The 15,870-nt window shown below is 34.3% G+C and carries 7 protein-coding genes; 2 read left to right on the top strand and 5 right to left on the bottom strand.

Annotated elements, in window-relative coordinates:
- Positions 1-30: 30 nt before the first annotated feature.
- The 4 genes from P177_RS13735 to P177_RS13750 all read right to left on the bottom strand — a co-directional run bounded on the left by P177_RS13735 (position 31) and on the right by P177_RS13750 (position 5,376).
- On the bottom strand, positions 31-1,701 hold the full coding sequence (locus tag P177_RS13735; protein WP_084684697.1) for a sulfatase family protein: 1,671 nt from the start codon (positions 1,699-1,701) through the stop codon (positions 31-33).
- 235 nt (positions 1,702-1,936) lie between these two features.
- Positions 1,937-2,770, bottom strand: coding sequence for an alpha/beta hydrolase (locus tag P177_RS13740; protein ID WP_036155618.1), 834 nt, complete (start codon positions 2,768-2,770; stop codon positions 1,937-1,939).
- 7 nt (positions 2,771-2,777) lie between these two features.
- Entirely contained in the window at positions 2,778-4,106 is a 1,329-nt protein-coding gene (locus P177_RS13745; RefSeq protein ID WP_036155620.1) for a sugar porter family MFS transporter, read from the bottom strand.
- A gap of 67 nt (positions 4,107-4,173) precedes the next feature.
- On the bottom strand, positions 4,174-5,376 hold the full coding sequence (locus P177_RS13750; RefSeq protein ID WP_036155622.1) for a glycoside hydrolase family 88 protein: 1,203 nt from the start codon (positions 5,374-5,376) through the stop codon (positions 4,174-4,176).
- Positions 5,377-6,101: 725 nt separating this feature from the next.
- Between P177_RS13750 and P177_RS13755 the strand changes: the two genes are divergently transcribed.
- A complete protein-coding gene (locus P177_RS13755) occupies positions 6,102-9,344 on the top strand; it encodes a SusC/RagA family TonB-linked outer membrane protein (protein ID WP_051941850.1) in 3,243 nt (1,080 codons plus the stop codon).
- Between the two features lie 43 nt (positions 9,345-9,387).
- Complete coding sequence (locus tag P177_RS13760; protein ID WP_036155623.1) at positions 9,388-11,175, top strand: RagB/SusD family nutrient uptake outer membrane protein; 1,788 nt, start codon at positions 9,388-9,390, stop codon at positions 11,173-11,175.
- A 398-nt stretch (positions 11,176-11,573) separates the two neighbouring features.
- On the opposite strand, the gene P177_RS13765 is transcribed toward P177_RS13760, so the two are convergent.
- Positions 11,574-15,719: a hybrid sensor histidine kinase/response regulator transcription factor gene (locus P177_RS13765; RefSeq protein WP_245233047.1), complete on the bottom strand. Its 4,146-nt coding sequence runs from the start codon at positions 15,717-15,719 to the stop codon at positions 11,574-11,576.
- Between the last annotated feature and the right edge of the window lie 151 nt (positions 15,720-15,870).

Below are 15,870 nucleotides of genomic sequence, written 5' to 3' on the forward strand. Positions count from 1 at the left end.
TTTATTTCTATCGCTGTTTATTTTTCGGTTTTAATGCAACGGTACTGTTTCTGCATCTGGGTTATTCATTGCTTCAATATATTTTCTTAAAATCTCTTGATCCAACTCAGAACTGTCTCCGTATTGATCGCGTAAACCCTGTAGCTGCTCTTTCAGTTCTACTACAACATTAGCATATGCAGGATCATCTATAACATTCTTCATTTCTTGAGTATCTTTCTTTCGGTCATATAATTCCCATTCGTCTACATCATAGTAAAAATGTGCTAGTTTATATTCTTGCGTAATAATGGCATAATGTCTTTTAACCATATGAATTCCTGGGTATTCGTAATAATGATAGTATACCGCTTCTCTCGTCCATTCTTCATCATTTCCTAAGAGTAATGGCAATAAGCTTTCCCCCTGCATATCAGATGGTGCATCAATTCCTGCAATTTCTAAAATGGTTTGTGCAAAATCTAAATTTTGAACCATTTCGGTATTGGTTATACCTGGTTGAATGACATTTGGCCATTTGATCAACAATGGTGTTTTGAAAGATTCATCATAAACGAAGCGCTTATCAAACCACCCATGTTCTCCCAAATAAAAACCTTGATCTGATGTGTAAATAACTACCGTATTTTCTGCTAATTTAGTTTCATCCAAATAATCTAAAAGGCGACCCACATTCTCATCTACCGATGCAATACAGCCTAAATAATCTTGCATATAACGTTGGTAACGCCAGCGCATTAGTTCTTTCTCGCTCATTTCTGGATATTTGGCTTTGAAATCTTCGATTACTGGACCATAGATCGAATCCCAAACGGCACGTTGATCTTTTTTCATACGCCCTACCTCTCTTTCAAAAGCTTCTAGATCCCAGCCAGATGTATCTTTTAGACCAAGCTTTTTCATAACCTCGGGGTACACTTTTGAATCACCTGCCCAGTTCATGTGTTCCAACAAATTCATTTCTGCTGTTTTGGCCGCAGTACCCCTACCCTCATAATCATCAAACAAAGTTAATGGCTCTACAAATGTTTTTTTTGTGTATTCTTTAAAATGGCGAGGTGCCGGTAACCATTCTCTATGTGGTGCTTTTTGCATGGAGAACAACATAAAGGGCTTGTCCGCTTGTCTTCTGTTTTCTAACCAGTCAATAGTCATGTCCATAATAATATCCGTAACATAGCCTTCAACAGTTATTGTGCCTTCATTGGTATTAAAATCAGGATTGTAATATTGCCCTTGCCCTGGTAAGATTTTAAATTCATCGATTCCTTTCGGATTATTCCCAAAATGTAACTTTCCGAACATTGCTGTTTGATAACCCGCTTGTTGCATTAACTGAGGAAAAGTGATCTGCGATTCATCAAAAGGGAATACATTGTCTACCTTTCCATGAATATGACAATGCTTACCGGTTAGTATTGTTGCTCTTGATGGTGCACAAATAGAGTTAGATACGCAAGCATTGGTAAACTTAATACCCTCATGAGCAATTCGGTCTATATTTGGAGTTTCGATCAAATGATTGCTATATGCACTGATGGCCTGGTAGGCATGGTCATCTGACATCATGAAGATTATATTGGGTCGTTTTGGTAAAACAAGTACCTCTTTTTTATTTTCTTTTCCCTTTTCTGTTTTACATGACATTACCACCATAAATAAAAAAAGAAATGTAAATTTTGAGAGATATTTTAGATTCATAATTTTTTGGTTGATTTTAGTTTTTCGCTGCTATATCCGGCAGGATTTTTCGCATTTTTAAATTAAATTACTGCTTTACCTTCTTCTCCTTAACCAGTTGCTTTTTTCTTGTCTGTTATACAGATTCTCCGATGAATTAGTTCTTAGTAAAAACTTGCATACCCAAATATTGCATTACTATTATCAGCGCTAAACAAAACCCTCAATTTTTTTAATATTTGAGGTTATAAATTCACTATTCTACTTGTTCTAATTTGTTGAAGAAATCATTAAAAAACAACAATTGATACTTAATAGAATTTCTCCAATAATCTGTATTATGCTTACCTGGTCTTTCCGTATAATCATGCGGAATTTTTCTTTCTATTAATTTCTCATGTAATCTCTTATTATCTGGATAGAAGAAATCCTCTGTTCCGCAATCTATCTGAAAAATTAACTTTTTATCGCTAATTAGATGTATTAAATTGATGACACTATTCTCCTCCCAATACTCTGGATGCTCAGTTATACTTCCCAAACGTTTTTGTATCTCCCATCGTAAACCATAGGGTCTTAAATCAACACCACCACTCATACTAGCCGCAGCGCCCCAAATATCCGTATGTCTAAAAGCCAAGTATAATGCACCATGCCCACCCATACTTAAACCAGAAATTGCTCTACCTTTTGCCTCTGTAACGGTATTATATTTTTCATCGACAGAGGCTATAAGTTCTTCTGAAACATATGCTTCATATTTATAAGTTGAATCTATTGGGCTATCTAAGTACCAACTTGTTCTTTCACCATCAGGACATACAATTATTACATTATAATAATCTGAGTATTCCTTTAATTTAGGTGCTACTTTTAACCACGTTTTATAATCTCCACCTGCACCATGCAATAAATAAACAACTGAATAGGCGCTCTCTTTTTTTGCATAACCTTCTGGCGTAATAACAACATTTTTAATGTCCTTATTCATTGCATTACTATGCACTATTAGCGTATCTACATCACCGGCAAAAACAAAAATGTTGATATGAAAAAATAGAATTATGCACCCAAATACTTTCTTACTCATACTATAATTATTTTTTATTTAACATTAATTCCTCTAACTCTTCAAGAGTTTTGCCTTTTGTCTCTGGCATCATAAAAGCTACAAAAAGTAATTGCAAAACCATCATAGCGGCAAAAAAGAGAAATACCACTCCTGCCCCTATTGCGGGGTGACTAAATAAATATGGAATCAGTGACGGAATTAATGCCGCTAATACCCAATGCGTTGTACTACCGAAAGATTGACCCGATGCCCGCAAATGATTTGGGAATATTTCAGAGATAAATACCCAGATTACAGCTCCTTGACCAACGGCATGCGCAGCTATAAAAAGAAATAGAAATATAGGAACCGCCATACCTGACCAGTTTAAGAAAAATGCCATTGCAACTAAACTTAATGAGATTATATAGCCAATTGAACCAAAATACATTAAGGTTTTTCTTCCTAATTTATCTATTAGAAAAACTCCTAAAAGTGTGAAAATTAAATTGGTGACCCCAATACCGACACTACTTAAAAGTGCGGTACTTTCACCTAAACCGGCTTCTTCAAAAATTCTTGGAGCATAGTACAAAAAGGCATTTATACCGGAAAATTGATTGAAAAAAGCAATTAAAAAGGCTAATATAAGTGGAAAACGATATTTTTTAATAAAAATAGTTTCTGAAGTATCGGGCTTTTTGTTTCTACCATCAATAGATTTTAATTGTTGCTCAACATCAATATCTGGATTTATTATTGCCAATACTTTCTTGGCTTCTTCTATTTTGTTTTTTGATAATAACCACCTTGGACTTTTCGGTAATTTCAATGCAAAAAGAATATATAAAACAGCAGGAATAGCTTCCACACCTAACATCCATCGCCAATCGTTTTCTCCACTACCACTTAATAAATAGTTTGATAGAAAAGCTATTAAGATACCAAAGACAATATTGAATTGGTACATAGCTACTAACTTTCCGCGTTCCTTAGCTGGTGAAATTTCAGATATATAAGCTGGTGCCGCAATGGTAGAAGCTCCTACCCCAATACCACCTATAAATCTAAAAAGGGCAAAAATATAAGGGTCGTTCGCCAAGCCCGAACCTATTGCAGAAAATGCAAATAGTACCCCAATAGCTATCAAGGTGTTTTTTCTACCATAAATATTGGTAGGCTTACCACCAAAAATAGCACCTACTACGGTTCCCCACAGCGCCATACCCATAACCACCCAGCCGTGAAATGAATCTGACGATTGCCATAAACTTTGTAATTTTTTATCTGCACCAGATATAACTACTACATCAAAACCAAATAGAAATCCGGCAAGCGCAGCAGTTATAGACCATAAAAGTATTTTTTTATTCATGATTAGGTTGTTGTTGTTTTAATAAGGAATTGCTGTACAACTTAAGCGGTTTTATATAAAGGGTGATTTAAGACTTAGCCAATTCCTTTTTTTTTGCATCATCCATTTTCTTTAACCGTAGCAAAGCTTCCATATAATAGTAATCGGCATAAATTATTGGCATATCTATCTCAGAATCATGTGGTAAATGACCCGTAGAATGTAATAAAAGTGCTTGGTTAGTTTCACCGCTATAATATGGAGATTCTGACAATAGGTTAATCATTGTTCTAGCTGCCGCTATATAATTTTCAGATTGTTCTTTACTAGGTACAAATTTTGACAACTCCAATAATCCGCATGCAGCAATAGCAGCTGCCGAAGCATCTTTAGGCGCATCAGGTATTTTTACATCATCAAAATCCCAATATGGTATTCCGTCTTCCGGCAATCTGTCCAAATAATGCTCAGAAACTTTTATAGCCGTATCTAAAAACTCTTTTCTATGGGTTTCCCTGTAGGCAACACTAAACCCATAAATTCCCCAAGCTTGACCTCTAGCCCACATAGATTCATCGCCAAAGCCCTGGTGTGTTTGACCTTTTAAAAATTCGCCCGTTGTTTCATCAAAAGAACCTACATGATATATGGCACTGTCTTTTCTTACTAGATTCTTCATAGTTACCAAAGCATGGCTTTCAGCTACATTATAAAGGTCTTGTGTACCGCCATTCTTTGCCGCCCAAAACAAAAGTTCTAGGTTCATCATATTATCTATAATAGTATTGTGTCTAAACTGAGTTTGCGATGGCCAAGACAATATGGAACCTACATTAGGATTGTAAAGTGTTGCCAAAGTATCTGCTGCTGCCAATAATACATTCTTATATTCTTCATTTTCGGTCAACCTATACCCATTACCATAGCTGGTATATAACATGAACCCTATGTCATGGTTTTCTGCAGGAGTGTAGGCGATACTTTTAAGTGGTGCCGTAAATTTCTCTGCTTGTTTACGAAGTTCTTCGTCTCCAGAAGCTTCATAAGCATACCAAATAACACCAGGCCAAAATCCGCTGCACCAATCTTTTGCCCCTACTAATTCCCAATTAGTTTGACCCTTAGGAATATTTCTAGCAAACCCTTGATCGGGAGTCAATACCTTAAGTGTTGCTTTTGTTTTTTCTACATTCTGTGATAATATCTTTTCTGTAGTAACGACACTAGTCTCCTTTTGATCGGAACAATTAGTTAGCGTTAAGACGAAAAGTAATAGGAATAATCGATTCATATTTTTCTTAATAATTAGACAAAAAATGTCTTCGTTTGTAAAAATTAGACCCGTTAAAAATGACTAGGAAAGTGAAATTTTTACTGGGAAAATTGTTGATCAAATATTGATGAATTACTGTTTAACAAGTTTATTAAGAATGTCTTTTGAAGTAGATAAACTATCATTCAAACACTATAAAATAGCATCCAAAATAACTTATTACCCATGTCATTTTCGGGTTTAATCCTGTATGGTGACCGTTATTGAGCAAAAAGTGTATTATCAGTTGTTTAAAATTACATGATAAATAATGAGGAGTAAAAAATGAAAACTAAGCTGTGTTTACTCACTACTAAAAATCTTGAACAAGAAGTGCGCAGTTAATTACAATACATCACAACTTACTGATTTTAAGTTTATTAATATGAATTGTTAATAATTGTGAATATGTAACCTTTTAATAGGTATGGAAAATAGTGTGAAAACTATAGCTTGTACACCAAGGTTGTATAACAACAAAAAAAATGTTAAAAAAATGAGCATTACGAAATTTAAGCATGCATAAAAAATGAATTTACCCCCCAATTCAGCAAAAAGGAATATAATTTATAACCATTGACTTATAATTTATAATCCTTTGCTTCAATTCTAGTTAACATTGCCTTAACAAATATCAATATGATAATTACTGTATTGGGAAACTGATGAAACGACATTAATTAACTAATTAAATTAACAATCTTATGATTAAACTAATCAAACTTTCTAAATGGAAATTACAGACCATGATACCATTATTGGTAGGGTTTGTAGTTTTGTGTACGAACAATGCTTTCGCGATTACAGCTAGTAATACTCTATCTAGTGATGTACATTTATTAAACTCAGAACAACAACTTACTATTACAGGTACCATAGTAAGTAGTGATGACGGCATGGGGCTACCTGGTGTTGCCGTTGTAGTAAAAGGAACGACCACAGGTACAGTTACTGATTTTGATGGTAATTACTCAATTACCGTTCCTTCATCAGATGCTATACTCGTAGTTTCTTATTTAGGATTTCTAAAGCAAGAAATTGCCGTTGGTTCAAAAAATGTTATCAACGTATCGCTTGAACCTGATACCACTGCATTAGATGAAGTGGTAGTTGTAGGTTATGGTACTGCCAAAAAAGAAACATTAACCGGTTCTGTTGAACAGGTAAAAGCTGAAGCTTTTGAAGATTTGGCTGTTGGTAGTCCGGCATTGGCACTTCAAGGAAGAACTCCTGGTTTAGTAGTTACGCGTACCTCATCTAGACCTGGTGATGAAGGGGTTAATTTTTTAATTAGAGGTGCTTCTTCTATAAATGGTATAGAACCATTAATTGTAATTGATGGAATTCCTTCTATTAACTCATCATCATTTAATGACATGAACCCCAATGATATTGAAAGTATTAGTGTATTAAAAGGTGGATCTGCATCTGTATATGGTTCTCGAGCTGCCGGTGGTGTTATTCTTGTTACTACTAAAAAAGGTAAAGGAAAAATTTCTGTAGATATCAGTACTGTTTCTAGAGTTGGTACTATAGGTATTCGCCCACCAACACCGACAATGTCACAATACGGACAACTATATGCAGCAGCAGCTCGTGAAGATATTGCTTCTGGAAAGCCGCCAAGATATTTCTTTTGGAACGATCTTGAAACAGTTGACAGAATTGCTTCTGGTTTTGAAGGGTATTATGATTTACCTATTAACGGAAACATTTGGTTGGGTAACGCTCCTAGATTTGATGAAATGTTCGGTAACTCGTATTCTAGCCAACATAATATTAGTATATCTGGTGGTACCGAAACAAGTAACTTTCGTATTTCTGCAGGTTATGACAATAACGTTGGTGGTTTAAAAGTAGCAGATGATAGTTCTGACAGGTATAACTTCTCAATGAACTACGGTGTTGATATAAGTGATAGGTTAAATGTAAATACGAATATTACCTATTTCAACAACAAATTTTCTGGACCATCAGGTGGCTTGGGTAGAGAGGCCGCTACTTGGGATGCTCCACTTTTCCCAACGTATAATGCAGATGGCCAATACTATGCAAATTTTGGTGGTGACTTAATTACAGGTGATAGAAATGGTGTTGCACAAGTTATTGATGGTGGCCGTGAAAACAAAACGGTAGAGCAGTTTAAAATATCTGCTTTAGCGAAATATAAATTAACCGATCACTTAGATATTACAGGCTCTTATGCAATTAGTAGACAAAATAGTGAATATCAATCCTATGCTGTTTCTGTGCCACTTTATAGCTGGGGCGGAAAATTCTCTAACAATATAAATAATACTACCTCTATTCAAGAAGGTACGGGTCCTGACAATAATGATGGTAATATCACCTATAAAAACTACAAAGCAACTTTAAATTATTCAAATCAGTTTGGTGATCACAACCTATCGGGACTTGTGGCTATAGAAGCAGAAAAAAACGATGTTAACGAATATTATATCAAAAGAAACGGGTTTGTCGATTATGGGGTTTACGATATTAACTTAGGAGCTACAGATCAATTGGTAACCACTTCTGGTGGCGGTACTTCATGGGGGTTCTTTGGTTATATAGGCCGTATTAACTATGATTACAAAAGCAAGTACCTATTGGAATTGCAAGGTAGACGAGATGGTTCATCAAGATTTGCCGATGGTGCAAAATGGTCCAATTATGGTAGTGTTTCCGGTGGTTGGGTAATTAGCTCAGAAGAGTTCTTACAAGATAGTAACTTAATTTCATTCTTAAAGTTAAGAGGTGGTTATGGTGAGCTTGGTAGTACTTCGGGTATAGGCAATTTTAGTTATTTGTCTACCGTAGGTTTTGGTAATACCGTATTTGGAGAGACAAATGCAGGCCAACAAGCAACCTCTGTAGCTAGTAGCTTATTTAGTAGTAGCACCACTTGGGAAAGAATTGTAACCAAAGAAATAGGTGTTGACTTTAGACTGTTCAACAGCAAGGTTTTCGGTTCTTTTGATCTTTATCAAAAAGAAAATGTAGGTATGTTAGTTAGAGGTATTGAAACAGCTGTTTTAGGTACCGCAACCCCATTTACAAATATTGGAACATTGGAAACCGATGGTTGGGAAGCTATGCTAGGATACCAAGGAAATATAAGTGATTTAGAATTCACCGTAAGCGCAAACATGAGTGATACCAGAAATGAAATTACCCAATATGATGGTGCTCAAACTATTTTCGAAAACTTGAACTCTGCCGAAGATGGACAGAATATATTAAACAGACCTATAAACTCTTTCTTTTTATGGGAAACCGATGGCTATTTTGATTCTCAAGCTGAAGTTGATGCTTATTACGCTAGTTTAAACGAAGGTGGAATATTACCGCTACAGACATCAAACGATGCTTTAAGACCTGGTGATATGCGCGTTGTTGATTCTAACGGAGATGGCACATTGGACAATGAAGATTTAACTTATCATGGTGATGCTGCACCTCACTATGTTTACGGGTTTAATTTTGACCTAAAGTATAAGAATTTTGACCTGAGCGCATTTTTTCAAGGTGCTCTAGATCATAACATCTATAGAACAGGATATTTTGCACAGCCTTTTCAAGCTGAATGGCAAAATCAGTCTAACACATGGTTAGGTAGAACATGGACAGAAGATAATAGAAATGCAGAATTCCCTAGATTGACTACACAACGTGGTTTATCTGCATGGAACTACAGAAGTAAAGATCACATTCTACAGAATAATAGATATATGAGATTGAAGTCTCTTATTATAGGATACAACTTTAGAGATTTAAATATTGGAAACACACCTATAAACAACATCAGAATCTATTTCTCGGGAAATGATTTATTTGAATTAACAAGTGTTAAGGATGGTTACGATCCTGAATTTCAAGCGAGTTCTAACAACAGTGCATACCCATTTATGCGTACTTGGGCATTAGGTTTAAAAGTATCGCTCTAATACAATTAAATAAGTAGTTAATACATCATAAAATCATATACAGATGAAAAAAATAATATATATAATAGTACCATGCCTAATGGTCTTCTTTACATCTTGTGAAGACGACTTTATAGACCTAGACCCACCTGCATCAATAACAGATCAGGTATACTATACCGAAGCAGAACATTTTCTAACTGGATCTAATCAATTTTACCTAGACCTAATGACTTGGAGGTTTGACCAAGGTGTTTATGCCGATCATGGTTCTGATTTGGTTGGGTATACCGAGGATAGTGACATGCAAATTTATAGTAGAGGTGATACTAGAGCACCAGAATCAGACGGATATTACTCAGCTCCCTATTCTGCAATTAGAGATATGAATCTTTTACTGCAAAGAGCTGAAGCCTACGAAGGTGAAGAAAGCATTGTGCCTTACGTTGCCGCTACAAAATTTCATAGAGCATACCAATATTTTAATTTGGTGCAGCGTTTTGGCGGTGTTCCTTTAGTTACAAGACCATTAGATGTTGGTGATGAAGAGCTAAGCGCGCCTCGTAGTAGTAGATATCAAGTTGTTGCTCAAATTTTGGCAGACTTAGATGACGCCATTGCAGGTTTACCAACTGAACAACAAATTGCTTCAGAAGATAAAGGTAAAATCAGCAAATGGGCTGCTATGGCTTTTAAAGCAGATGTTTTATTACATGAGGCTACTTGGATGAAAAACGTAGGTACAACTACTGATGGTGATGGTACAGGTGTTGGTGCCGGTAGTGAAGGTTTTAATGCTTCTAACATAACAACTTATTTACAGGAAGTGGTGACATTAACTAAGACTGTAATGGACCAAGGTGGTTTTGAACTATGGGATTATAATGATGAGTTAAATAACTTAAGTTCTAATTTCTTATTCAACCTAGAAGATGGTGGTTCTAACCCTGCAGGATTAGATAAAGCTACCAACAAAGAATTTATTTTCTATAACAAGTATGATTTTACTTTTAGACAAGCTGGCGATTTACTTAGCCACGTTTATGAAGGTAGAGTTAAGCCTAGTAGAAAAATGATGGATCTATTCTTGAATACCGATGGTTTACCTATTGATCAGTCTCCTTTATTTCAAGGTTATGGAAATACACCCGATGAATTTCAAGATAGAGATTATAGAATGACAGCATATTTCACGTACCACAAGAATCTTGGTGAGATACCACAGAATGGAGATGTAACCTTAAACGGTACAAACAATTTTGGTTACTTCAACTCTAAATTCATGAGTTGGAAATGGGGTACTGACGAAGCTTACAGAGCTACAAAGACAGAAGCTTATGACATGCCTTTTATTCGTTTGGCAGAAGTCTATTTAATGTACGCCGAAGCGTTATTTGAATTAAATGGTAGCCTCACAGATGCTGAAATGGATGAATCAATAAACTTAGTTAAGGCTAGAGCAGGTTTACCTGCAATCTCCAATTCTTTCTTGGCTTCCAATAATATGGATATTGAAACGGAAATTAGAAGAGAACGTACTATTGAGCTTTATGCAGAAGGTGCAACAAGATTCAATGATTTGAAAAGATGGGGTATTGCAGAAGATGAATTGGGAGAAACTATTTATGGTGCCGTTATAGAAGGTACTGTTTATGAAGATAACCCAGAATTATATACACCTGGTGGATATGGTTTTGGAGAAGGAGTTACAGATACAGGAGTTGGTGAAAGAAGAGCTTTAATTGTTCAGCCAGCTGCTACCCGTAATTTCTCTAGAGATAATTATTTATTCCCAATTCCTACATCTCAAATAAGTTTAAATTCTAATATAAACCAGAATCCTGGTTACTAAATAATTTGTGTTGAGTTAGTTTGAAGGCAGTTATACATTATGTATAGCTGCCTTTTATTTTTGTATAATTGCGAGAATAGACATTTCTATCAGAGTTATCATTCGTTAATTCCAAGCAACTCTTATTGTCAGTAAGAAATACACTTCTCTCGGTAATGATTACATCAAAATAATATTAAATAGCAATTTCAATTAGTATTCCTGTTGCTACTTGGCTTTGTTCAGTGAATGAATAGAGAATTAATTCTAACTTAAATCTGCATTCTTAAAAATACCCAACTAGTTTATCTAATTGAAGACCAGTTACTCCATAATCGAGATTAAAAATGCTTCGAGGTTTGTCTTGAAATCAAAGTGTTTTTTCCTTTCAATGTTTCGTGGTTTTGCTCCAAGGTTATTTACTTTCTATCCTCAACTGTTTCACCTTTATTTCCTTCCATATATTCTGTAGGCGTAACATTGAACAATTCTCTAAAGGTTTTACTGAAATACGCTGTTGAATTAAAACCGCACATATGCGTTACTTCTTTGATAGAATAGTTCTTTTGTTCCAATAACTCAGCTGCATATCTAAGTCTAATTGTTCGTATAAAATGACTAGGGTTATTCCCCGTCAATGTATTTATTTTACGGTAGAATTGAGATCGACCAATACCTAATTCTTTTAAAATATCATCTTGCTTAAAATCTTCATCACTTACATTATCTAACACTACCTTAGTAGCCTTATCCAGGAATACTTCATCCATATTATTTGTAGTGACTTCACTCGATGGAAAAATTCCTCCAATTTCAGAAAAACGTTTTCTAAGTCTTTTTTTCGCTTCAATAAGATTTCTAATTCTAGATTTTAAAACACTTGTTACAAAGGGCTTGGATAAATAGGCATCGGCACCATTATCATACCCACTTACCCTATCAATCTCTAGACTTCTTGCCGTAAGTAGAATTACCGGTATATGGCATGTCTCAAACTCGGTTTTCAATAATCTACACATTTCAAATCCATCCATCTTAGGCATCATTACATCACTTATCACCAAATCAGGATAGCGTTTTTTAACCATTTCCAATCCTTCTTCGCCATTCTTTGCCTGCAACACTTTATACTTATCCTGCAAATCGTTCTTTAAATGTTGACGCAATTCTTTATTATCCTCTACAAGCAAAATTGTAGGTTTTTCTATTTCACTTTCTGAATTTAGATTAGGTAATATTAAATTTTCATCATCTGCAATGTACATCTCATATTCTACAGACTTCATTGAATTTATCAAGAATTCATTTTTTACATTCTCAACTTCTACTGGTGCCAACTTGCTATCTAAAGGTAACCTGACAACAAACTTACTCCCTACCCCATATTCACTTTCAACATAAATTTCACCTCCATGTTTTTCAACCAATGCTTGTGTAAAGTTGAGCCCAATACCTGTACCAGATTTGGTAATATCAATATGATAAAAACGAGAGAATATATTTTTAATCTGTTCCTTATCTAAACCTATACCAGAGTCAGTAACCGTAATTTCAACGAAGTCTCCTGTCATTTCCTTTTTAAGGAATAACAATTTCGACGAGCTTTTTTTCTGAGATATCTTTTTTATTGAAAAAGTTATCTCTCCACCTGAATTGGTGAATTTTAAAGCATTTGAAATTAAATTGGTAATGATCTTTTCTACCTTATCTAAATCAAATAAGAAAACAATATCCTCAGATTCCGATATAAATCGATACTCAATCTCTTTCTTATTGGCAAGACCAACAAATAGGGAGAAAATATCTTCGCTAAATTTTACAATGTTTCCTTTTTCTAATTGAAGTGGTGCCATACCTACATCCATCTTTCTATAATCTAACAATTGATTTACTAAGTGTAATAACCTACGTGCACTACGTTGTATAGAAATAGCTGATGATTTTACTTCTTCTGGGTTGTAGTTATAGTTAGTTAATATCTTATCTACCGGATTCATAATCAAAGTAAGCGGTGTTCTAAATTCATGAGATACATTTACAAAGAACTGTAACTTCATCTGATCCAATTCATGCTCTTGGGCTTCTTGAACTTTTTGGGTATAGTAACGTAATACTAAGTACGAAACCAATACACCTAATAAGATATAAAGTACATAAGCCCACCAGGTTCTCCATGGTGGTGAAAGAACTTCAAAATTAACGATTGTTGCCTTAGCTTGCTCCCAATTGCCATCTAAAGATGCCTTCACCTCAAAGCCATATTTACCCGGACTTAGATTAGCATAGCTAACCTCTCTTTTAGTACCAATGGTTTCAAAATCGTTATCAAGACCTTGCAATTTATAAGCATATTTTACCCTTTCCGGGTTTTCAAAATTAAGTGCCAAAAAATCGAATGCGACATAATTTTCATCATAGTTCAATTTTAAATTATCTAAGTCCTCTAACTTATCCTCTAATAAAATCCTCTCATTAATCGTATCACCAACAACTACGGGTATATTATTCAATGTAAATTGAGTAATCTTAGGTTTTAGCGGTGATGAAGGTTTTAACGTAATATCATCTGGGTGAAATATATTAAATCCGTTTATGCCTCCTATTATAATTCTACCATCACTGGTTTTCTCAATAGATTTACTTTGGTATTCGGGCCCTTGCAACCCGTCATGAATATTAAAGTTCTTTAATTGATCTGTTTCTGTATTTAAAAATGAAAGTCCGCTTTTTGTTGTAATCCAAAAGTTGTGATTATCATCTTCTTGTACACCAACCACCAAATTATTGGGTAAACCTTCTTTTGAGGTGTATGACTTAAGGACATTAAATTCTGAATCTAATTTATAAATACCAGTATCTGCGCCCAACCAAATATTACCTAAATGATCTTCAGATATATGATTGATTAGGTTGTCTTCAATACCTGATCTTTTAATTTCGCTAAATGTCAATGTTTCAGGTATTCTTTCATTAAACTGGTTTAATTCAATATAATTTAACCCTAAAGAAGTGCCAACAAATAACCTATTTCTAGAATCAACGAATAAATAGAATATAAAGTTACTGGCCAGACCGTTTTCCTTGCCAGCTATATTTTTAAAATTATAGAACTTATCGGTTACAGGGTCAAAAAGACTTAAACCTTCTGTTCTCAACCCAAGCCATATTCTATTATCATTATCCTCTACCCCTGACCAAACGGAATTTTGGCCTATGGTATTAGGGTTAGATTCATTGTGCAAATAACGTTTAACATTATAACTTTCTGGATCAAATCTATTTAATCCCCCATCTAAAGTACATACCCAAATTTTCCTATTCTTAGACTCAAAGGTGTATAGTATTCTATCTGAACTTATGCTATTGATATTCTTAGGATTATGCCGAAAATGTTGAAATGTATTTTCTTCTTGATCTAATAGATTTAACCCGCCATTGTAGGCACTAATCCAAATTCTGTCTTTTGAGTCTGCCAGAACAGATTGTGCAATTTTCTCGTTAAGACCATCTGGGTTGCCAGGTTGATAGTAATAATGACCAAAAGCATATTGCGACGGGTCTAACTTACTTACACCTTTATCGTAACTACCTATCCAATAAATACCATTACAATCTTCATAAATTTTAGATGGTTTGTTGTTAGGCAATGAAAATGAATCGGAAAAATTATTGACTAAATTCTGAATTATTCTTTCTTCGGTCTTATTTAAAATGAACACTCCATAACCATCTGTTGATGCCCAAATATTACCATCTTCATCTAAATGCATATCTCGAATGGCAATATCGGTTTCATCTGTAAATGATATATGAGAAAAGCTATTTTTAGACCTATTCCAATGAATAATGTTTGAGAGGTTGTTTCCTATCCAAAAATCATTATCAGCATCAACAAATATATTCTTAGGTATATGGTTTAATTCGTAGTTAGAAGTGTTCTCTATTAATACACGATCAAAATTATCTTGCTCAGCGTTATATCTATTTAAATATTCACCATTGGTTCCTAACCAAATTTCATTGTTTTGATCTTTAAGAATTACATTAACTATATTATTATCCAACGAATTTAAATTAGAATCATCATTTAGATAATAATAAAATTTTAATTCAGATACATCTGCATTAAACTCTTCAAGTAAAATTTTTATGACACCATTATTGGTAGCTACCCACAAGGCATTCTTTTCTTCATCAAAAAGTAAAGCATTTATAAATTTACGTGGATTATTAGATAAGGAAAGTTGCTTGTACAGATCTACTCTAAGAAAACTATTGGTTTTCTTATTAAAGTAATTTAAGCCATTGTTAGTTCCTATCCATAAATTACCGTCTTCTCCTTCTACAATTGCATTAATTCTATTATTACTAATTGAATTTTGGTCATTTAATATTGACCTGTACACTTCAAACTCGTACCCATTATACTTATTAAGGCCGTCAATAGTACCAAACCACATAAAACCTTCTGAGTCTTGAAAAATAGTTAAGCAAGTACTGCTCGATAATCCATCAACGGTATCTAAGTTTTCAAACTTAAAATTGTTGAATTGAGCATAAGACAAGAAGCTTATTGAGTAAAACAGGACGAGAAAGAATATCCTTAAATTCATTATTGACCGATTATTATTTTGAACTAAAAAAAGCTAAAAAAGACGCTTTTCACTCCAAAAAGATTTAATAATCAAAATAGCAAAATTTAAGCGAATTATTGAT

Origin of the sequence: Maribacter forsetii DSM 18668, assembly GCF_000744105.1 — a bacterium.
Taxonomy (GTDB): Bacteria; Bacteroidota; Bacteroidia; order Flavobacteriales; family Flavobacteriaceae; genus Maribacter; species Maribacter forsetii.